Genomic DNA, 20,386 nt, shown 5'->3' on the forward strand with positions numbered 1-20,386 from the left:
GCGTCCCGTTCCCAGGAGGCACTCCCGATGACCCGTCGTCCGTCCCCGCTCGCCCGCGTTCTCTCCTCCGCCCTGGCGGCAGGCACCCTGCTGGCCACCGCCGCCTGCTCGGACGGCGGCGACGACAGAGACGGATCACGGGCGTCGGGCATCACCGCCACGCAGGTCGCCGGGAGGCAGCAGACCCCCTCGCCCACCGCCACCCTCACCGAGGACGGCGCCCAAGCCGCGCTGATCACCGAGGCAGACATCGAGGACGACTGGACCCAGGTCAAGGACACGGAGGCCGAGAACTGGAACGACAGTCTGGTCATCGGCACGGTCGACGTCTCCGACTTCCTCACCGCCAAGACCGACGCCGCCGACTGCCAGCGCCTCATGAACTCCCTGTTCGACGACGATCTGCTGGGCAGGCCGTCGGGAGCGAACGCGCTGCGCGGTTTCCAGCAGGGCGACTCACGCCTGCTGTACCAGGTCGCCTCCTACGACCGGACCGACCCGCAGGACTCCCTGAGCTGGATGGCGACCCTGCCGGAGACGTGCGACCAGTTCACCGTCACCGAGGACGGCGAACAGCGCACCGTCCAGGTCATCGAGACCTCGCTGCCGAAGGTGGGCGACGCCCGTCAGGGCCTGCGCGTGACGGTGCGGGGGACGACCGGGGGCGCGGAGGCCACGCTGACCCTGACCGTCGCGGCCGTACGCGTCGGCAACGACGCCATCACCGTCACGACGGGCGGGCTCGACGGGGACGAGCAGGACTCCGCCGAACAGGCGGTGCGGATCGGCACCCAGAACCTGAAGGACGTGCTGGCCGGCAAGACGCCCTCCCCGGACCCCAGCGAGGTCGAGTAGCCCGGCGACGGCTCTCCTCCACGACACGTCAAGGGCCGTGCCCGCTCCGCCGGTTCCCGGGACAGCGTGATCACCGGAACGGCACAATGGCGGCGACGGCCGGTCCTCCCGGTCGCCGGTCCGAGGAGAGGAAGAGACGTGAGTGAGAGCCACACCCCGCCGAGCGGCTCGGCGCGGCTGAACACCGGTGTGGCGCACAACGCCCGCGTGTGGAACTACTGGATCGGCGGCAAGGACAACTACGAGGTCGACCAGCGGGTCGGCGAGCATGTCGCCGGTATGTTCCCGATCATCCGGGACATCGCCCGGGCGGACCGGGAGTTCCTGGGCCGGGCGGTGTCGTTCCTGGCCTCCGAGCGTGGGGTGCGGCAGTTCCTCGACATCGGGACGGGGCTGCCGACGGCGGACAACACCCACGAGATCGCCCAGCGGATCGCGCCCGACTCACGGATCGTCTACGTCGACAACGACCCGATCGTGCTGGTGCACGCCCGCACCCTGCTGACGGGTACCCAGGACGGCGTCACCGCCTACATCGACGCCGATGTGCACGACCCGGACGCCATCCTCGAACGGGCCGGGCACACCCTGGACCTGACCCGGCCCGTCGCCGTCATGATGCTGGGCATCCTCAACTTCGTGCTGGACACGGAGAAAGCCCGGGAAATCGTGCGCCGCGTGATGGCCGCGGTCCCCTCCGGCAGCTTCCTCGTCCTCACCCACCCCACCTTCGACGACGAGCTGGGCGGCGCGGGCCAGATACCGGCCATGAAGTTCTGGAACGAGAACGCCACTCCCCCGATCACCGCCCGCAGCGGCACGGACATCGCCGCGTTCTTCGAGGGTCTCGAACTGCTCGAACCGGGCATGGTGTCGTGCGGGCAGTGGCATGCCGAGTCCGGCTCGGCCGTGCTGGTACCGCAGTTCGGCGCGGTGGCCGTGAAGCCCTGACCCGAGGAAGAGGCGTATGACCACCCTTGCCGATCCCGTGCCCGGCGGCCGCCCCGGCGACGTCGAGCGGGCCACCGCGCTGAGCGGCGAGCTCTCCGGGCGGGGCGTGCACGGCGTCGTGCTGGCCTACGTCGACACCGCGGGCATCTGCCGGGTGAAGACCGTCCCGACAGCCCGGCTCGCCTCCGCCGCGGCCTGGGGCGTCGGCATGTCCCCGGTGTTCGACACGTTCCTGGCGAACGACTCCATCGTCACCACCGACGTCCTCGGCTCCCCCGACGGCGACCTGCGCCTCTACCCCGACCTCGACCAGCTGGTGGTGCTGGCCGGGCAGCCCGGCTGGGCGTGGGCGCCGGTCGACCGGATCACACAGGACGGTGAGCGGCATCCCGGCTGCACGCGCACGTTCCTGCGCCGGACCGTCACCGAGGCGGCCGAGCGCCACGGCCTCGCCTTCCGGGCGGGCATCGAGATCGAGTGGACCGTGGCCAGGGGCGACGCGCCCGACGACACGTTCACGCCCGCGACGACCGGCCCCGCCTACGGCGCCACCCGGCAGGTCGAGCTCGGCGACTACACCGCCGACCTGCTGGCGGCCTGCGCGGCGCAGGGCATCGACGTGGAACAGGTCCATCCCGAGTACGCGGCCGGGCAGTTCGAGATCTCGGTGGGTGCCGTCGATCCAGTGGCGGCGGCCGACCGCAGCGTGCTGGTACGGCAGACCGTCCGCGCGGTGGCCCAGCGGCACGGGCTCCGGGTCTCCTTCGCACCGGCCGTCGTGGGCCTGGGCGTCGGCAACGGCGGCCACGTCCACCTCTCCGCGTGGCGTGACGGCGTCAGCCTGCACTCCGGGGGCGGGGGCCGGTACGGCATGACGGCCGAGGCGGAGTCGTTCACCGCCGGCCTTCTCTCCCATCTGCCCGCCCTCACGGCCGTGACCGCCCCGAGCCCCGCGAGCTATCTGCGGCTCAGGCCCTCCCAGTGGGCCGGCGTGTTCACCGCCTGGGGCCGCGAGACCCGGGAGACCGCCCTGCGCGTCATCACCGGCACGGCGGGCCTGCGCGACCAGGCGGCCAACCTGGAGATCAAACCGGTCGACCTGGCGGCCAACCCCTACCTCGCGATCGGCTCCCTGATCGCCGCCGGGCTGGACGGCCTGACGTCGTCCACCGCCCTGCCCGGGGAGATCACCGGGGACCCGGCAGGACTGGCCGAGGCGGAGGCGGCGGCCCGGGGCGTGCGACGGCTGCCGGTGTCGCTGCAGGAGGCCGTCGAGGAGTTCCGCCGGGACGCACCGCTGCGGGCGGCGCTGGGACCGGTCCTGGCCGACGCGGTGATCGCCGTACGGCGGGGCGAACTGGCGTCCGTGGCCGGGCTGGACGACGACCAGGTGGCGGCGGCGTACCGATGGAAGTACTGACGTGAGCGCGGTCCGCGAGACGCTCGACGCCCTGAAACTGGTGGACCACCACTGCCACGGCACCGTCACCGCCGACCTCGACCGCGCGGCCTTCGAGTCGCTGATCACGGAGGGCGACGTCTGGCCGGGCCTCTCGCCCTTCGACAGCCCGGTGGGCGTGGCCGTGCGCCGCCACTGTGCTCCCCTGCTGGGCCTGCCCCGGCACGCTCCCGCCGAGGAGTACCTCGCCCGGCGCTCCGAACTGGGGTGGCAAGAGGTGCGGCGGCGCTTCCTGCGCGCCTCGGGCACGGACGTCCTCTGCGTCGACACCGGCCTCACCCCCGACCGGCTCACCACCCCGCCCCAGCTCGCCGAGGCCGCGGGCGGGTCCGCGTACGAGGTCGTACGGCTGGAGGCGGTCGCCGAGTCGGTGCGGGCCGGCGGTGTGGAACCGGACGCGTACGCGGACGCCTTCCGCGCGGCCGCCCTCGACGCCGTGCGGCGGCCCGGCGTGGTGGCCGTGAAGTCGGTGGCGGCCTATCGCACCGGCTTCGACCTGGACCCGGCCCGCCCCTCGGACGCGGAGGTCACCGAAGCCGCCCGGCGCTGGTCCACTGACGGCGGGCGGCTGGCCGACCCGGTCCTCGTACGGCACCTGCTGTGGACCGCCGTCGACCTGGGTCTGCCGCTCCAGCTGCACACCGGGTTCGGCGACAACGACATCCGGCTGCACCGGGCCGACCCCAGCCACCTCACGGACTGGCTGCACCTGACCGCCGGGACGATCCCCGTCCTGCTGCTGCACTGCTGGCCCTACCAGCGGCAGGCCGCCTACCTTGCGGCGGTCTTCGAGCAGGTGTACCTCGACGTCGGCCTCACCCTGCACTACGTCGGCCCCGCCCGGGCCGGTGCGGTCCTCGCGGAGGCCCTGGAGATCACACCGTTCCGCAAACTGCTGTACAGCTCGGACGCGTACGGTGTGGCCGAGTTCTTCCACCTCGGGGCGCTCGCCTTCCGGCAAGGGCTCTCGGGGCTGCTCCAGGAGCGGGTGGACACCGACGAGCTGTCCCTGCCGGACGCGCTGCGCATCGCGCGGTGGGCCGGTCGGGACAACGCCCTGCGGGTCTACCGGCTGCCGGACGACATGCCGGGAGGGGATTAGGACGGCGTGGGGCCGGTCACAGTTCCCCTGGAGCGGCTATCCAGGAAGTCCGAACGGCTGAAAGTATGATCAAGCGATGTCTGACATGACCGATACCACGCCCGGCTGGCTGTCCTCCGACGAACTGGAGATGACACGTGCCCGCATGCCGATCCTGTACGTCGAGGCCGTCCCGGTCCGCGTCGACGACAGCGGCGAAGTCACCAGTGTCGGTGTGCTGCTGCGCATCGGGCCCGACGGAACGGTCAGCCGGACGCTGGTCTCCGGACGCGTGCTGCACCACGAGCGCGTCCGCGACGCCCTGCTGCGCCATCTGGAGAAGGACCTCGGCCCGGTCGCGCTCCCCCGCGTCCCGGCGTCGCTGCAGCCCTTCACGGTCGCGGAGTACTTCCCGACCCAGGGCATCACGGCGTACCACGACCCCCGCCAGCACGCGGTGTCGCTGGCCTACATCGTGCCGGTGACGGGCGACTGCCGTCCTCGGCAGGACGCGCTCGACCTGGTGTGGTTCAGCCCGCAGGAGGCCGTCTCCGAGGCGGTGCAGAGCGAGATGCCGGGCGGACACGGAGTGCTGCTGAAGCAGGCGCTGGCCCATGCGGGCTGTGTGATCTGACCGGGGCGGGCCCTCACGAAGGGGTGAGCAGCCAGGACCTGCTGGACTGGACGCACCCCGTCGTGGTGTTCAGTACCGCCGAGCCGGAGGGCAGCTGGGCATGTCGGATGTTGAGGGGGCAGCATGAGCTTTGAGGGATTTCCGGTCGGTGGCTGGCGCACGAGGACGGTGCCCGTGCACCGGGCGGCCGGGAGCCCGGCCGTTCTCGTGGTGCGCTCTCGCGGGCCGTTGACGAGCTTCGTGATCACACCGGTCATCGACACGCCGAGGGTGAAGAGGACAGGGGGCTACTTGCTGCGGACGTGGGGCACCGCGCCCCATGCGTTCGTGCTGCCGGGCGAGTACACGCATGTCGAGGTGGAGAGAGCCGGCCGAGAGTCGAACGGATTCGCTCGCTGGAGTCTTGACCGGATTGCCGTCGATGAACTGCGGCCCCTTCGGGGCCGGGTCATCGGGACCGGCTCGCAGGTCTTCATCTGGCGAGGCAGTGAGGGACGCTTCCGGTTCGACTTCACGGACAAGTACAGCCGGAACTCGTTCGGCTTCTTCTCCTTCGACGACGGAAGGGAAGACCGCTTGGAGAGTGACGGCGACACCCGGGGCACGGCCACGATTCCAGGACCCGGTTTCGTGAGGATCCAATCCCCGGGCACATGGACGGCCAACGTCGTCGACCAGCCTGGTTGAAGGCCGGTCCCCATCTGGGCCCCAAGAATGATCGAAGGCCGGTTTCGGATGCCTCCGAAACCGGCCCTGATCTGCGACTTCATAAGTCGGGACGACAGGATTTGAACCTGCGACCCCTTGACCCCCAGTCAAGTGCGCTACCAAGCTGCGCCACGTCCCGTTGCCCGTCTGACCTGGGGGTTCCCCCGGCCGAACGCGCAGGGAAACAATACCGCACTCGCGCCGGTGATCGCGCATCCGTTTCCGGGGGCCCGCCCTCCAGGGGACGTCACTCCTCCGTCGGGAGTCCCAGCCGGGGATGCGCCTCCAGAAGCCTGTTCGGGGCCGCCTGGCGCCAGGAGTCGGCGAGGATGTCCCGCAGTTCGTCCTCGCCCTCCAGCGCGTCCAGCCGGGCTCGCACCCAGGCGAACGAGGCCTCGTGGTCGGCGATCCAGAATTTCTTCGGCTCGGCGAGCACCAGTTCGTCCCGCTCCACCTTGGGGCAGCGCACGGCGATGGACGTCTCGTCCTCGGGGAGCATCACGAACATCTTCCCGGCGACCCGGAACGTGGGCATGCTCCAGGCGATCTTCTCCGTCGTGTCCGGGAGGGAGAGGGCGATTCGTCGTACGTCTTCGGCATCCGGCATGGCAGGCACGGTAGCCGCACCCACTGACAATCACCTGGTGAGAGCGTCTGCCGGTATGTGCTTGTAGTAGATCGTCGTCGGCCGAAGCACCCCGTCGGGGCTCGCCGCGTAGTCCGGGATCGCGCCGATCGCCGTCCAGCCCGCGGACCGGTACAGCCGCTCGGCGGGGCTGCCGGTCTCGGTGTCCAGGTGCAGGAGGGTGACCCCGGCCGCCGCGGCGGCGTCCTCCGCCGTCGCCAGGAGGCCGCGGCCGAGGCCGCGCCCGCGGGCGTCCGGGTCCACCATGAGCTTGACGATTTCGGCGCGGTGACGGCTGTTGGCCTTGCCGGGGAAGGCGAGGCTCACGGTGCCCAGCACCCGGTCCCCGTCGTACGCCGCCCACACGGCGAGCCGTCCCGCGGCCGCGTCGGGGGCCCGCTCCTCCCACCATGCGCGAGCCTCCGCCCGGTCGAGCGGGGCGAGGAAGCCGACCGAGGCACCGGCGTTGACGGTGCCGGCCAGCAAACCCGCCAACTCACCTGCTTGCACCTTCAGTCGAGTTTCGTCGAGACGCTTGACGATCACGGCCGCACCACCGCCAGCAGATACCGCACACCCCCTGGAGCGGCGCACCGGAACCTGGTCGGTCCCCACACGCGCATGCGCAGGCAGTCGCCGGTGCCGAGGTGGTGACCGGTGTCCTGCGAGGTCACGTCGAGGGCGCCTTCCAGGACCCAGATGTGCTGTTCGAGGCCGGCGACGGGCGGACGGTCGTAGGCGATGTCGGCGCCGGGCGAGAGCCGGGCCTCGACGAGTTCGCCGCGCAGGGCGGAGTGCGGAGGGGACACGGACCGTCGTACGAAGCCGGAGGCATGGTCCCGCCACAGATGCTGGTCGGCCGCCCGCACGACGGGCGACGGCTCGGCCTCGACCTCGCTGAGCAGCTGCGACATGGTGCGCCCGTAGACGGCGCACAGACGGTTCAGCAGCGAGGCCGTGGGGCTGATCTCCGCCCGCTCGGCCCGGGACAGGGTGGACCGGCTCACTCCGCTGCGGTCGGCCAACTCGCCCAGGGACCAGCCGTGTTCGGCGCGCAGCTCGGCCAGGCGCAGACCCAGCCGGGTGTCGACGGAGTCCGCGCCCTCGTCATCGCTTCTCATATCCGGGACACTATCCCGAATATGAGACATCAGGGTTTCGCGGTCCTCACACCGGCAGCGGCTGTGCCTGGGCCGCCGCGCCGAGCGCGTCCAGCACCGGGCGGATCAGGGGATGCTCCTCGGCTCCCCGGCGGACGGCGGCGAAGACCCGTCGCGTGGGGGCGGTGCCGTCGACGGGGCGGACGACCACGCCCGCGAGGTCCATGCCGCGCAGCGCCGAGCGCGGCACGAGGGCGACACCGGCGTCGGCGGAGGCGAGGGCGACGACCGCGCGGAAGTCGTCCGAGGAGTGCTCCATACGAGGCTGGAAGCCGGCGTTCTCACAGGCCAGGACCACCACGTCATGGCAGGGATTGCCGGGGTACGGGCCGATCCAGGGGTCCTTGGCCAGTCCGGCGAGCGGGACCTCCGGCACGCCGGACAGCGGGTGGGTGACCGGCACGACCGCGTCGAAGGGCTCGGCGTACAGCGGTACGTGGGCCAGTCGCGGGTCGTCGGCGGGCGGGGCACCGCGGTACTCGACGGCGACGGCGACATCGACCTGCCGGTCCAGCACCATCGGCAGGCTGGCGTCGCCCTCGGCGTCCTGGACGCGGATACGGATCCCGGGCGCGGACTCGGCGAGCCGGGCCACCGCGGGTGCCACGACCAGGGCGATGCCGGTCGCGAAGGAGGCGACCGTGACGGTGCCCGCGGCTCCCGAGCTGTACGCGGCCAGCTCGGCCTCGGCCCGCTCCAGCTGGGCGAGGACCGCGTTGGTGTGGTCGAGCAGGATCTCACCGGCGGGAGTGAGCCGTACGCCTTTGGCACCTCGCTCGACGAGCCGGTGGCCGGTCTCCTGCTCCAGTGCGGCGAGCTGCTGGGAGACGGCCGACGGGGTGAGGTACAGCGCGGCGGCAGCCGCCGTCACCGTACGGTGGTCCGCCACCGCACGGAGGATGTGGAGCCGCCGCGCTTCGATCATGCGATCGATTGTCTCAAACGCGCCGCTCAGGCCTGCTCGGCGTCAAGCTGAGCCCGTGCCGCCACGAACGCGTCGACCGCGCGGTTGACGTCGTCCGTCGAGTGCGCGGCCGACAGCTGGACCCTGATCCGGGCCTGCCCCTGCGGCACGACCGGGTAGGAGAAGCCGATCACGTACACACCGCGCTCCAGCAGCAGCTCCGCCATACGGCCGGCGACCGCCGCGTCACCGATCATCACCGGTGCGATGGCGTGGTCGCCGGGGAGGACGTCGAAGCCCTCCTCGGTCATCCGGCCGCGGAAGAGGGCCGTGTTCTCGGCCAGCCGGATACGCAGGTCGTCAGCGGACTCCAGCAGGTCGATGACCTTCAGGGAAGCCGCCGCGATCACCGGGGCGAGCGTGTTGGAGAAGAGATACGGCCGGGAGCGCTGGCGCAGCAGGGCGACGATCTCGGCGCGGGCCGCCACATAGCCGCCGGACGCGCCGCCGAGGGCCTTGCCGAGGGTGCCGGTGATGATGTCGACGCGGTCCATCACGCCGTGCAGCTCGGGCGTGCCCCGCCCGCCGGGGCCGACGAAGCCGACGGCGTGCGAGTCGTCGACCATGACCATCGCGTCGTAGCGGTCGGCCAGGTCGCAGATCTCGCGCAGCGGCGCCACATAGCCGTCCATGGAGAAGACGCCGTCGGTGACGATCAGCCTGCGCCGCGCGTCGGACGCCTCCTTCAGCCGGGCCTCCAGCTCGGCCAGATCACGGTTGGCGTAGCGCAGGCGGCGGGCCTTGGACAGCCGGATGCCGTCGATGATCGACGCGTGGTTGAGCGCGTCGGAGATGACCGCGTCCTCCGGGCCGAGCAGCGTCTCGAACACACCGCCGTTGGCGTCGAAGCAGGAGGAGTACAGGATCGTGTCCTCCTGGCCGAGGAACGCCGACAGCCGCGCCTCGAGTTCCTTGTGCACCTCCTGCGTGCCGCAGATGAAGCGGACGGAGGCCATGCCGTAGCCCCACCGGTCCAGGGCCTCGTGGGCGGCGGCGACGACCTCGGGGTGGTCGGCGAGGCCGAGGTAGTTGTTGGCGCAGAAGTTGAGGACCTCGCCGGGGCGGCCACCGGCGGTGACGTTCACGGTGGCGGACTGCGGGGTGCCGATCACGCGCTCGGGCTTGTGCAGGCCGGCGGCGCGGATCTCGTCGAGGGTGGCGCGCAGGTCGTCGCGCACGGAGTCGAACATGAGGGGCTCCTGAGGTGCTTGCGGGACAGGGGGGTTACGCGGTCCAGTCGAGGATGACCTTGCCGCCGCGGCCGCTCGCCGCGTCGGCGAACGCCGCCTCGAAGTCGCGGAAGGCGTACCGGCCGGTGATGACGGGCGCGAGGTCGAGGCCGCCTTCCAGCAGGACGGACATCGCGTACCAGGTCTCGAACATCTCGCGGCCGTAGATGCCCTTGACGGTGATCATCGAGGTGACGATCCGGGCCCAGTCGACGGGGAACTCCTCGGCGGGCAGGCCGAGCATCGCGATCCGGCCGCCGTGCGTCATGTTGGCGATCATGTCGCGCAGGGCCTCGGGGCGGCCGGACATCTCCAGGCCGATGTCGAAGCCCTCGCGCAGACCGAGCGCGCGCTGCCCCTCGGCGATGCCGGCGCCGGAGACATCGAGGGCGAGGCTCACCCCGACCTTGCGGGCCAGTTCCAGCCGCTCCGGGCTGACGTCGCTGATCACGACGTTGCGGGCACCGGCGTGCCGGGCCACGGCCGCGGCCATCAGACCGATGGGACCCGCGCCGGTGATCAGGACGTCCTCGCCGACGAGCGGGAACGACAGCGCGGTGTGCACGGCGTTGCCGAACGGGTCGAAGATCGCGGCCACGTCGAGGTCGACGGGCACCCGGTGCACCCAGACGTTGGCGGCGGGCAGCGCCACGTACTCGGCGAACGCCCCGTCCCGGCCCACCCCCAGCCCGACGGTGGCCCGGCACAGATGCCGGCGGCCCGCCAGGCAGTTGCGGCACTTGCCGCACACCAGATGGCCCTCGCCGCTCACCCGGTCGCCGATGCCGATGTCGGCGACGTCCCGCCCGGTCTCCACGACCTCGCCGACGAACTCGTGTCCGAGCACGAGCGGGGTGCTGATGGCCTGCCGCGCCCAGCCGTCCCAGGCTCTGATGTGCAGGTCGGTGCCGCAGATACCGGTGCGCAGCACCTTGATCAGTACGTCGCCGGGCCCGACGGCGGGCTCCGGGACGTCAGTGAGCCACAGTCCGGGCTCCGCCTTCTCTTTGACCAGCGCCTTCACCGCTAGGGCTCCTGTGGGTGAGTCCCGGCTCCGGGCATGCCGAAGAAGCCCCTGGGCCGGGAGAGGAGTGGGATCGCACTGCAATCTGCCGTACGGCGGCCGCACCGGTCCATCGAGGATTTCTTAAGCGCTGCCTCAGCTTTCCTTCACGCGCTCAGCAGGGCAGCGAGCCGTCCAGGCCCTCCAGCCGCAGGACGAGCTGCGCGGCGTGTTCCTTGATGGCCGTCAGGCCCGGCTTGCCCCAGGGGCGCGGCTCGACGTCGGCGACACTGACCGTGCCCAGCACCAGCCCCGTGCCGTCGAGGAGCGGTGCCCCCAGATAGGAGCGGATGCCGAACTCGTCGACCACCGGATTGCCCGCGAACCGCGGGTAGTCGCGGACGTCCTCCAGGACCAGGGCCTTGCGTCGCGCCACCACATGGGGGCAGAAGCCATGGTCGCGGGGCATGGCACGGCCCACCTGAGGGCTGGTGCCGTCGCCGCGCACCACCGGCGCCACGGGCGGGACGTACAGGCCCGCGTAGAACTGCCGCTGCTCGTCGGGGAAGTTGACCATGGCGTACGGCGCACCGGTGAGCTCGGCGAGGCGGTACGCGAAGGCGTCGAGCGCGGGTTCGGGGCGCTCCCCCAGACCCAGCCGGCGCAGTCGGCGGGTGCGGGCGGGGGCCTCCTTGTCCTCGGGGGTGAGCAGCAGACGACCGGCCGGGCGCGGCGGGTCGTAGCTCATGGGCGTACTCGCGAAGTGTGGGCATGCGTCATACAGGGGCTCCCTGGCAGGTGTGAGGGGGTCACATATGGGCGCCGTACCCCGTCGTGGGGGCCGGGGTGTGGGCGATCAGGTGGCGCACGAGGGTCAGCAGGGTCCGGACCCCGGAGCTGGAGATCCGGGCGTCGCAGCACATGACGGGGACGTCCGCAGTCAGGTCGAGGGCCGCGCGCACCTCCTCGGGGTCGTAGCGGTGGGAGCCGTCGAACTCGTTGACGGCGACGATGAAGCCGAGGCCGCGCTGTTCGAAGAAGTCGACCGCCGCGAAACACTCCTCCAGACGGCGGGTGTCGGCGAGGATGACCGCTCCGAGAGCGCCCTCGCACAACTCGTCCCACATGAACCAGAAGCGCTCCTGGCCGGGCGTGCCGAACAGGTACAGCACATGCTTCGGGTCGAGGGTGATGCGGCCGAAGTCCATGGCCACGGTCGTCTCGACCTTGTTCTCGATGCCGTCGAGGTTGTCGGTCGCGGCACTGACGGTGGTGAGCAGTTCCTCCGTGCTGAGCGGCGCGATCTCGCTGACCGCGCCGACGAAGGTCGTCTTGCCCACGCCGAACCCGCCCGCGACCAGGATCTTGAGCGCGGTGGGGAACGGATCGGCGCTGCCGCGTGGTCCGTCGGCGTAGTCAGAGCTGTCGTCGTAGTCCATCGAGCACTGCCTCCAGAAGAGCCCGGTCCGTCGGGTTGTGGTAGAACGCGGGGGGCTTGGTGGTCAGCGCCCCGCAGTCGACGAGGTCCGCCAGCAGCACCTTGGTGACGGCCACCGGCAGTTTCAGATGGGCGGCGACCTCGGCGACCGCGACGGGCGCGCGGCACAGGTCGAGCGCCTGCGTGTGCTCGAGCCCGAGATAGCCGAGGGGGGTCGCCCCGGTGGCCATCAGCTGCGACATGAGGTCGAGCGCGACGGTGGGACGGGTGCGGCCGTTGCTGACGGTGAACGGGCGCACCAGCCGCCCGGCCGCTTCGTCGAGCCAGGGCCCGTCACCGGCCGCCGTCACGGTCAAGGCCTCATCGCCGGGGGTTCGACGGACTGCTGCCGGGGAGCGGTGACCAGGTAGGGGCGGACGCTCTTGACGAGCATCGCCATCTCGTAGCCGAGCACGGCGGCGTCGGCCTCGCGCCCGGCGAGCACGGCCAGACAGGTGCCGGAGCCGGCGGTGGTGACGAACAGCAGGGTCGAGTCGAGTTCGACGACGACCTGGCGTACCTCACCGCCGTCGCCGAAGCGGACACCGGCGCTGCGGCCGAGGGAGTACAGGCCGGAGGCCAGGGCGGCCATGTGGTCGGCGCTGTCCGGGTCGAGGCCGTGCACGGACTTCACGAGCCCGTCGCAGGACAGGAGCACGGCGGCGTTCGTGTGCGGTACGCGCTGCACGAGGCCGCTCATCAGCCAGTCGAGATCGGATACCTGGGCGGTCGGCGCATCGCTCGCCATGGTGGATCGACTCCTTGGGGTACGAAGGTCTGCGGGAGCGCTGGGGGTGGGGGTGGATAGGGGTGTGGGGGTGGACAGGGGGGGTGGTCATCCGGCGGGTGCGCTCCCGTCCTGCCGGGTGGTGGTGCTGTGATCGGTGTGCACCGGCTCCCTGTGCCCCGACTCCATGTGCTGTTGTGCCTCGGCGAGGCTGATGCCGCGCTGGAAGGCCGCCATCAGACCGGGGTCGTGGCCGACGAGGTACTCGGGGTCCTGGCGCGGCGTGGGACCGTCGCGCAGTTGCGGTGCGATGTGCTCCTGGGCGCGGCGGCGGGGCAGTTGGGGTTTGCCCATGGTGCCGCGCACGGCGCCGTTGCGGGGGGTGGGCGGCTCGGTGACGTTCCCGGCGAGGACGCGCCGGTGGTCCGGGCTGATCCCGGGCCGTGCCTCGGCCGGGGTGGGACGCTCCCGGCGGGTCCCGCGCACGGGCAGGGGCGCGGGGTGGCCGTTCTTCGGGGTCCCGCCCGAGTCCGGTTCGGATTCCGGCTGGTGCGCTCGGGGCACGGCACCCGACACGGTCGAGAATCCGTACACCGTCGAGGACCCTGCCGCGGACGCGGAACCGGAATCGGGCGTGCCGCCAGGGCCGGCCCCGCCGGGCACCGCTTCCTCGGCCGAGGAGGGCCTCTTGGACTCCGCCCGGGCTCCGGCCTCGGGCACCGTCCCGGCACCGGCACTGGGCCGGCCGCCCTCCGACGCACCTGCCTCCGCCCCCAGCAGCGCCTGCGGCACGACGAGCACCGCCTGCACTCCGCCGTAGATGTTGCTCTGGAGGCGGACGTTGATGCCGTGCCGCCGGGCGAGCTGGGAGACCACGAACAGGCCGATGCGTCCGTCCGCGAGGAGCCGGGCGACGTTCACCTGGTCCGGGTCGGCGAGGAGGGCGTTCATCCGCGTCTGCTCGTCGACGGGCATGCCGAGTCCGCGGTCCTCGACCTCCACGGCGAGCCCGGAGGTGACGAGGCCCGCGCGCAACAGCACCTGGGTCTGCGGGGCGGAGAACACCGTGGCGTTCTCGACGAGTTCGGCCAGCAGGTGGATGACGTCGGCGACGGCGTGGCCGCGCAGGGTGCCTGCGATCGGGGGCACGAGTTTGACCCGCGAGTACTGCTCCACCTCGGCGATGGCCGAGCGCAGCACCTCGGTCATGGAGACGGGGTTGCTCCACTGGCGGCGGGAGACCGCCCCGCCGAGCACGGCGAGGTTCTCGGCGTGCCGGCGGATGCGGGTGGCGAGGTGGTCGACGTGGAAGAGCCCCTTGAGCAGCTCGGGGTCCTCCATCTCGTTCTCCAGCTCGTCGAGGATGGAGATCTCTCGGTGCACCAGTGACTGCAGGCGCCGGGCGAGGTTGACGAACACCTCGAGCTTCTGTTCGCTGCCGGCCTGGCTGGAGAGCTGCGCGGCCTCTACGACGGCGGTGCGGGCGGCGTCGTGCGCGCGGGTCAGGTCGGCGGCCAGTAGGTCGAAGTCGTCGGCGTCCTCGGCGGGATCGCCGGGCTGGTCGTCGGGGCCGGGCCGCGGCGGGCCGTCGCCGCGGCGCAGCGTCTCGACCAGGCCGCTCAGGTCGGCCTCGCGCCGCTCGGTGGTGCGGCGCAGCGCGCCGATGCGGTCCTGCACGGACCGGGCGGCGCGGTTGGCGGCCACGGCGGCGACGACGATGCCGACGAGGGTCACCGAGACCGCCCCGGCGAGCACGGCCCACAGGGTGAGGCCCGGCCGCGCTCCGGTGGACCGGACGGTGAAGAGGACGGCGGCACAGCCGCTGAGGGCGACGGCGACGGGCGGCAGCACGGCGAGACGCAGCAGTTGGGGCCGTATGTGGGTCTCGGGCAGCGCGGGTGCGGTGCGGGCGGCCGGCCGCCCGTGCCGCCCGCCCTCACGGCGGTCTGCGCGTGCGGCCGGGGCGCGGAGGTGAGACATCGGTGTCCTCGTACTGGTCCGTCGGTGCTGGCTGCCAGGGGGGCTCGCGGGCGTGCGATCGGGCTCGCGTGGACGGCGGGGATCCCCGCCGCGTCTACTCCCTCGTCCGCCTTGCGCCTGCACGTGCCGGTCCCCGCTCCCTGGTCCGCCTGCTTCCCGACGGCCACTGACAGTAGTCGCCAGCGCATCATGTGCGGTGGGCAGTTGACAAACTCATACGGTGAGCGTCCTGCTCTGGTATGAGGTCTCGCACGACTGGCCGATATCCCCGGCACGCAACCGGATGTGAATAGACATCGTCTGATCCGACCTGGTCAGAAGCGGTCGCACAGAAACGGCGAGGGCCGGGAGCTGGAGGCTCCCGGCCCTCGCCGTCTACGTCCCGTCCGGTCCCCGTCAGCCCGCCGGGAGCGTCTCGGGGTCCTCGGTACCCTTGGCCGCCCCTCCCCGATCGTCACCCTCCGTATCAGCCTGGGCCATCACTCCCGCGCCCGCCGCGGTTTTGATCGTGGCGTCCGCAGGGCCCTCCCTGTCCGGAAACCCACCCGCCGGGGCGAGCGCCACCGCGCGCCACCACGGCTCGGACGGGACGGTTTCCGCCGTGGGCTCGAAAGGCTCGCCGGGTCGGGGCAGGGCGACCCGGGCGCCCACCGCGCGGGCGGCCGCGACCGTCCCCTCGCCGGGGTCCGCCCACGGATGGGTCGCGAGGTTGAAGGTGGCCCAGTGGATCGGCAGCATCGGGCCGTGCTCCGGTCCGCCCTGGAGGTCGAGGTGGGCGCGCATGCCCTCCTCGGGCGTCATGTGGATGTCGGGCCAGAAGTCGGAGTACGCGCCGATCTGGATCATCGTGGCGTCGAACGGTCCGTGCTCGGCGCCGATCTCCTTGAAGCCGTCGAAGTAGCCGGTGTCGCCGCTGTGGTAGATCCGGTGCTCCTCCCCCGCGACGACCCAGGAGGCCCACAGGGTGTGCTGGGTGTTGCGCAGGCCCCGGCCGCAGAAGTGCCGGGCCGGGGTGGCGGTCAGGGCCAGGCCGCCGATCTTCGTGGTCTCGTGCCAGTCCAGTTCGCGCAGCCGGCCGGCGGACACCCCCCAGTGCTCCAGGTGCGCGCCCACGCCGAGCGGCACGGCGAACAGCGTGTCCGTACCGGCCAGGGCCTTGATGGTGGGCATGTCCAGATGGTCGTAGTGGTCGTGCGAGATGACCACCACGTCGACCGGGCCGAGCGCGGCCAGCGGCAGGGGCGCGGGATGCAGCCGCCTGGGTCCGGCGAAGGGGAACGGGGAGCAGCGCTCGCCCCACACCGGGTCGAACAGGACCCGTCGGCCGTCGATCTCCGCGAGGACGCTGGAATGCCCCATCCACGTCAGCCGCAGCCCCGTGGCCGGAGGCCGGGCGATGTCGGCGAGGGTGGTGGAGTGCAGCGGCACCGTGCCCTTCGGGCTGCGGCGGGGCCGGGTCTCCTTGTCGAAGAAGACCTTCGCGAAGTCCAGGGTGGAGCCCGAGGGCCGGGTCCGCGCGGGGCCGCCGGGGTTCTGGAAGACCCCGTCCTTGAAGTGGGGCGATCTGCGGATGCGCGCCATGCGCTCACCGCGCGGATCCGCGCCGAACGCCCCGGGCCGCAGCGCACGGAGCCCGGTGCTCAGGGGACGGAAACCGGCCACGGTACCTCCAGGTGGAGTCGGTCAGGCTTTCCATTATGGTCGGCCCCTCCGACAACACCGGGGCACCGGGGTCCCTCCGAGGGCGATACTGACCGGTGATTCAGTAACACCCTCGGCAACCCCGGCGAAGGAGCCCGCATGGCCAGCCCTCTGCTGTCCCTCACCTGGACCGACCACCTCACCGGTCACCAGGGCTTTCTGGTCGTCGACCGGCTGGTGCGCGGTGTCGCCAGCGGCGGTCTGCGGATGCGCGCGGGGTGCACCCTGGAGGAGGTCACCGGCCTGGCTCGCGGGATGACCATGAAGGAGGCCCTGCACTACGACCCCGAGAGCCGCTACGTCCCGCTCGGCGGCGCGAAGGGCGGCATCGACTGCGACCCCCGGGACCCGCAGGCCTACCCCCTGCTCGTGCGCTATCTGCGCGCGATGCGGCCGTACATCGAGAGCTGCTGGACGACGGGCGAGGACCTCGGGCTCACCCAGGACCTGGTGGACCGGGCCGCCGCCGAGGCGGGGCTGGTCTCCTCCATACAGGCCGTGTATCCCCTGCTGGACGACCAGGCCGAGGCCAGGCGGCGACTCGCGGACGCGTTCGCGGTCGAGGTGGACGGCATGGGGCTCGACGAACTGGTCGGCGGCCGCGGTGTGGCAGAGGCGGCCCTCACAGCCCTGGACCGCGCCGGTGTGCCCTACCCGGGGACGCGGGTCGCCCTCCAGGGACTGGGCACCATGGGCGGGGCCACCGCACGCTTCCTCTCCCGCGCGGGACTCACGGTCGTGGCCGTCGCCGACGTCAAGGGCACGATCGCCAACCCGGCGGGCCTGGACGTCGAGGCGCTGCTCGCCGCGCGGGACGCCCACGGCGCCGTGGACCGATCCGCGCTGCGGCCAGGCGACCGCGAGCTGCCCGGCGACGCGTGGCTGTCGGCCGACACGGACGTCCTGGTGCCCGCGGCCGTCTCGTACGCGATCGACTCCGGGAACCAGGAGCGGATCACCGCCCGCTGGGTCGTCGAGGCGGCCAACATGCCCGTACGACCGGAGGCGGAGCTGCTGCTGGCCGCGCGCGGGGTGACCGTGCTGCCGGACGTGGTGGTCAACTCCGGGACGAACGCCTGGTGGTGGTGGACGCTCTTCGGGGACATCGGCGCCGACGCGGAGGAGGCGTTCGCCCACGTCCGCGGCTCGATGCGGGCCCTCGTCGACCGGATGCTGGCCCGGGCGGAGACCGACGGGACGACACCGCGCACGGCCGCCCACGCGATCGCGGCGGACCGGATGCCGCTGATCGCGGAGCGCTTCGGCTGGTACCGCTGAGGTACGTCGAACCGGCCGCCGGACCGGCCGAATCCACACGTCAAGAGGGTGCGCGCGCGTGTGTAGGGTGACGGCGTGACGAGAGTCCGGTTGAGCGTGGCGGAACGGCGCGGTGATCTGCTGCGGGCCGCCGTCGAGCAGATCGAGGCGCGGGGCGTGACCGCGGTCAGGATCGCCGACATCGCCTCGGCGCTCGGGGTGAGCAACGCGCTGGTCCTCTATCACTTCTCGACGAAGGAACAGCTGGTGGCCGCCGCGTTCCGGCATGCGGCGGAGGGCGACCTGGCGCATCTGCGCAAGCTGCTGGGCCGCCGTACGTCCGCGCTGCGCCGGCTGCGGTCGGCCGTACGGTGGTACGCCCCGACGGGCCAGGCCAAGGGCTGGCGGCTCTGGATCGAGGGCTGGGCGGCGGCGCTGCGCGAGCCCGCGCTGCGGGAGGTCGCCCAGGACCTCGACTGGCAGTGGAAGGCGGCCATCGCCGAGGTCATCGCGGAGGGCGTGGCGGCCGGTGAGTTCCACTGCCCCGACCCACCCGGCACGGCCCTGCGCCTCACCGCCCTGCTGGACGGACTCGCCGTCCAGCTGACGTCCTACGAGGGCGCGGTGCCGCGGGCGCGGGCGCAGGAGTGGGTGGAGGAGGCGCTGTCTCGCGAACTGGGCCTGGAGTCGGTCACCCTGCTGTGAACCACTCGGCGTGGATGCTGAGCGGGGGCGGTATGCCGCAGCGAGGGCGGCCCGCACCCGCGTACGCACGGAAGGGGACGTGTCGGGGGTGTCCGCCCGCAGCGGTTGTCGCGTCAACGAACAGCCAGTCGGCGTGAGACCCCATCGCGACGTTCCGAGGACGGACACCCCCCGTCGCGGCCCCGCCCCCCGGCGCAAGGCGCTACGCCACCGACCCGATCCGCATCCTGATGTCCTCCGGCGACAGCGCCCCCTTGGCCGTCACATGGTCCCCCGACGACTCCCCGCGCAGCCGGCGCCCGATCCACGGCACCAGGAACTCGCGCGCCCAGTGGACATCGTCCCGCCGGACGTCGAGGGTGCCGCGGGGCGGCAGCGGAGGCCACTCCTGCTCGGGGTCGGCCGGAACGTCGAGTCCGAGCGCCTGTCCCGCACGGAGCGCCACGCGAGTATGCCCCTCGGGCGACAGGTGCAGCCGGTCGGCGTCCCAGGCCCGGCGGTCCTGGACACTGCGCAGGGACCACAGGTCGAGGACCGGGCAGCCGTACCGGTCGGCGATGGCCCGGACATGCCCGTTGTACGTGGCGATCTTGCCGCGCAGATGCTTGAGCACGGGCACGCCACGGGTGTCGAACCCGGTCGTCACCATCACCGTGCCGGCCACCGCGGCCAGCTGGGCGAGGGCCCTCTCGAACCGCTCGGCCACCTCGTCCGGGTCGGTGCCGGGCCGGATGATGTCGTTGCCCCCGGCGCAGAAGGAGACGAGGTCCGGGGCCATGTCGACGGCCCGCGGAAGCTGGTTCGCCACGATCTGGTCGAGGAGTTTTCCGCGTACGGCCAGATTGGTGTACCGGAAGTCGCCTTCGGGCCTGCGGTCGGCGAGCAGCACCGCGAACCGGTCGGCCCAGCCGACGAACGCCCCGTCGGGGCCGGGATCGCCGACGCCCTCGGTGAAGCTGTCCCCCAGCGCCACGTACGACCCGATCACTGCTCTGCCGTCACTCTTCGAATCGTCTGCCACAGCCGTTCATGATTCACCCTCGAATGTGACCTACGCGACCGTAGGAAAGGGTTGACGGGCGGTGAGATAAGCCACTCCTAAAGTGTTCGCCAACCCCGGAATAGACCACCCCTCACGGACGTTCCGGGGTCAGTCGCCAGACCCGGAAGCCCGTGATCCGGAAGTGGCTCCAGACGGTCCGGAAGGCGAAGTGCCCGCTCGTGTACGGCTGCGGATCGGTGTAGTCGAAGACGAGCCGCCCGTTGTTCCACCACCGCACCGTCGACCCGTCGGAGACGATCCGGACCCGGTTCGGCTCACCCGGGACCAGGAGCGGCTCGGTGTAGTCGTGGATCAGGGGACGCACACCGGCCTGACCCACGTAACGCCGCAGCCTGGTCGTGGTGTTGTAGTTGGCGCCGTACCCGGCGTAGTACGTCGTCAGATGGTCGTACTCCTCCAGCGCCCCGCCACGCGGCGTCGCGAAGAGGTCCTCCGGGGAGCGGACGTCGGTCGCGTTCCAGAAGTTGTTGAGGTCCGAGACCCGGTCGTTGACCCCACCCTCGGAGACGGGCGTGGCGGTGTACTCCAGGACGTACGGCGCTTCGAGACGCCGTCTGAACCAGACGGTCGCTCCGCCGGGCACGTCGATCTCCAGCACGCCGCGCGAGGCGGTGACAGCGCCGCCGTCCTGAAGTTCGGCCGTCCACCGGGCGAGGCCGTGACAGAAGTCGTCGTGAGCGATGAGGCGGCGGTGAAAGGGCGCGGCGTTCGCGGCCGCCGCCGGGGCGAGGGCGGCCAGGGCGGCTCCGGCGGCCAGGGCTCCGAACGTTCTGCGGGTGGTCGGCACGGGACACGACTCCTTCGGAA

22 protein-coding genes and 1 tRNA gene are annotated in these 20,386 nt (G+C 72.0%); 8 read left to right on the plus strand and 15 right to left on the minus strand.

What is annotated here, in order from left to right:
- The first annotated feature begins 27 nt into the window (after window positions 1-27).
- The 6 genes from ACFZBT_RS34580 (at window position 28) to ACFZBT_RS34605 (ending at window position 5,667) form a co-directional block, all read left to right on the plus strand.
- Window positions 28-855 (plus strand): hypothetical protein, encoded by an 828-nt coding sequence (locus ACFZBT_RS34580; protein WP_391112312.1) that lies wholly within the window; start codon window positions 28-30, stop codon window positions 853-855.
- A 138-nt stretch (window positions 856-993) separates the two neighbouring features.
- The gene (locus tag ACFZBT_RS34585) at window positions 994-1,806 is read left to right on the plus strand and encodes an SAM-dependent methyltransferase (RefSeq protein WP_391112315.1); all 813 of its coding nucleotides are present in this window, start codon (window positions 994-996) and stop codon (window positions 1,804-1,806) included.
- Between the two features lie 16 nt (window positions 1,807-1,822).
- Window positions 1,823-3,226 (plus strand): glutamine synthetase, encoded by a 1,404-nt coding sequence (locus ACFZBT_RS34590; protein ID WP_391112318.1) that lies wholly within the window; start codon window positions 1,823-1,825, stop codon window positions 3,224-3,226.
- Between the two features lies 1 nt (window position 3,227).
- Window positions 3,228-4,367: an amidohydrolase family protein gene (locus ACFZBT_RS34595; RefSeq protein WP_391112321.1), complete on the plus strand. Its 1,140-nt coding sequence runs from the start codon at window positions 3,228-3,230 to the stop codon at window positions 4,365-4,367.
- Between the two features lie 76 nt (window positions 4,368-4,443).
- Entirely contained in the window at window positions 4,444-4,980 is a 537-nt protein-coding gene (locus tag ACFZBT_RS34600) for an NUDIX hydrolase family protein (RefSeq protein ID WP_215117242.1), read from the plus strand.
- A gap of 123 nt (window positions 4,981-5,103) precedes the next feature.
- On the plus strand, window positions 5,104-5,667 hold the full coding sequence (locus tag ACFZBT_RS34605; protein WP_391112324.1) for a hypothetical protein: 564 nt from the start codon (window positions 5,104-5,106) through the stop codon (window positions 5,665-5,667).
- Between the two features lie 86 nt (window positions 5,668-5,753).
- On the opposite strand, the gene ACFZBT_RS34610 is transcribed toward ACFZBT_RS34605, so the two are convergent.
- The 13 genes from ACFZBT_RS34610 to ACFZBT_RS34670 all read right to left on the minus strand — a co-directional run bounded on the left by ACFZBT_RS34610 (window position 5,754) and on the right by ACFZBT_RS34670 (window position 16,515).
- A tRNA-Pro gene (locus ACFZBT_RS34610) sits at window positions 5,754-5,827 on the minus strand.
- 108 nt (window positions 5,828-5,935) lie between these two features.
- The gene (locus ACFZBT_RS34615) at window positions 5,936-6,295 is read right to left on the minus strand and encodes an MmcQ/YjbR family DNA-binding protein (protein ID WP_391112327.1); all 360 of its coding nucleotides are present in this window, start codon (window positions 6,293-6,295) and stop codon (window positions 5,936-5,938) included.
- Window positions 6,296-6,325: 30 nt separating this feature from the next.
- Entirely contained in the window at window positions 6,326-6,859 is a 534-nt protein-coding gene (locus ACFZBT_RS34620; RefSeq protein ID WP_391112330.1) for a GNAT family N-acetyltransferase, read from the minus strand.
- Window positions 6,856-7,434, minus strand: a complete 579-nt coding sequence (locus ACFZBT_RS34625; RefSeq protein WP_391112333.1) for a helix-turn-helix domain-containing protein — start codon at window positions 7,432-7,434, stop codon at window positions 6,856-6,858. The genes ACFZBT_RS34620 and ACFZBT_RS34625 overlap by 4 nt, the downstream gene beginning before the upstream one ends.
- Window positions 7,435-7,480: 46 nt before the next feature.
- A complete protein-coding gene (locus tag ACFZBT_RS34630; RefSeq protein WP_391112336.1) occupies window positions 7,481-8,398 on the minus strand; it encodes a LysR substrate-binding domain-containing protein in 918 nt (305 codons plus the stop codon).
- A gap of 26 nt (window positions 8,399-8,424) precedes the next feature.
- Window positions 8,425-9,627 carry a glycine C-acetyltransferase gene (locus tag ACFZBT_RS34635; RefSeq protein ID WP_391112339.1) on the minus strand — a complete coding sequence of 401 codons (1,203 nt, stop codon included), beginning with the start codon at window positions 9,625-9,627 and terminating at the stop codon, window positions 8,425-8,427.
- Window positions 9,628-9,661: 34 nt separating this feature from the next.
- Window positions 9,662-10,690 carry an L-threonine 3-dehydrogenase gene (gene tdh, locus ACFZBT_RS34640; protein ID WP_391112342.1) on the minus strand — a complete coding sequence of 343 codons (1,029 nt, stop codon included), beginning with the start codon at window positions 10,688-10,690 and terminating at the stop codon, window positions 9,662-9,664.
- Window positions 10,691-10,844: 154 nt separating this feature from the next.
- A complete protein-coding gene (locus ACFZBT_RS34645; RefSeq protein ID WP_391112345.1) occupies window positions 10,845-11,417 on the minus strand; it encodes a GAF domain-containing protein in 573 nt (190 codons plus the stop codon).
- Window positions 11,418-11,478: 61 nt separating this feature from the next.
- Complete coding sequence (locus ACFZBT_RS34650) at window positions 11,479-12,108, minus strand: ATP/GTP-binding protein (RefSeq protein WP_391112348.1); 630 nt, start codon at window positions 12,106-12,108, stop codon at window positions 11,479-11,481.
- Window positions 12,086-12,457 (minus strand): DUF742 domain-containing protein, encoded by a 372-nt coding sequence (locus tag ACFZBT_RS34655; RefSeq protein WP_391112442.1) that lies wholly within the window; start codon window positions 12,455-12,457, stop codon window positions 12,086-12,088. The genes ACFZBT_RS34650 and ACFZBT_RS34655 overlap by 23 nt, the downstream gene beginning before the upstream one ends.
- A 2-nt stretch (window positions 12,458-12,459) precedes the next feature.
- Window positions 12,460-12,894, minus strand: a complete 435-nt coding sequence (locus ACFZBT_RS34660) for a roadblock/LC7 domain-containing protein (RefSeq protein ID WP_391112351.1) — start codon at window positions 12,892-12,894, stop codon at window positions 12,460-12,462.
- Window positions 12,895-12,981: 87 nt separating this feature from the next.
- Complete coding sequence (locus ACFZBT_RS34665; protein WP_391112354.1) at window positions 12,982-14,853, minus strand: ATP-binding protein; 1,872 nt, start codon at window positions 14,851-14,853, stop codon at window positions 12,982-12,984.
- 396 nt (window positions 14,854-15,249) lie between these two features.
- Window positions 15,250-16,515, minus strand: coding sequence for an MBL fold metallo-hydrolase (locus tag ACFZBT_RS34670; RefSeq protein ID WP_391112357.1), 1,266 nt, complete (start codon window positions 16,513-16,515; stop codon window positions 15,250-15,252).
- A gap of 138 nt (window positions 16,516-16,653) precedes the next feature.
- Here ACFZBT_RS34670 and ACFZBT_RS34675 point away from each other — a divergent pair, with 138 nt between their 5' ends.
- Window positions 16,654-17,832: a Glu/Leu/Phe/Val dehydrogenase dimerization domain-containing protein gene (locus ACFZBT_RS34675; protein WP_391112359.1), complete on the plus strand. Its 1,179-nt coding sequence runs from the start codon at window positions 16,654-16,656 to the stop codon at window positions 17,830-17,832.
- Window positions 17,833-17,907: 75 nt separating this feature from the next.
- Entirely contained in the window at window positions 17,908-18,516 is a 609-nt protein-coding gene (locus ACFZBT_RS34680; RefSeq protein ID WP_391112362.1) for a TetR family transcriptional regulator C-terminal domain-containing protein, read from the plus strand.
- A 202-nt stretch (window positions 18,517-18,718) separates the two neighbouring features.
- Here ACFZBT_RS34680 and ACFZBT_RS34685 read toward each other — a convergent pair whose 3' ends face one another.
- Complete coding sequence (locus tag ACFZBT_RS34685; RefSeq protein ID WP_391112445.1) at window positions 18,719-19,504, minus strand: GDSL-type esterase/lipase family protein; 786 nt, start codon at window positions 19,502-19,504, stop codon at window positions 18,719-18,721.
- A gap of 145 nt (window positions 19,505-19,649) precedes the next feature.
- On the minus strand, window positions 19,650-20,366 hold the full coding sequence (locus ACFZBT_RS34690) for a DUF6250 domain-containing protein (RefSeq protein WP_391112365.1): 717 nt from the start codon (window positions 20,364-20,366) through the stop codon (window positions 19,650-19,652).
- Window positions 20,367-20,386 lie beyond the last annotated feature (20 nt).

This window comes from Streptomyces sp. NPDC008137 (assembly GCF_042957035.1).
In the GTDB taxonomy this organism is placed as follows: domain Bacteria; phylum Actinomycetota; class Actinomycetes; order Streptomycetales; family Streptomycetaceae; genus Streptomyces.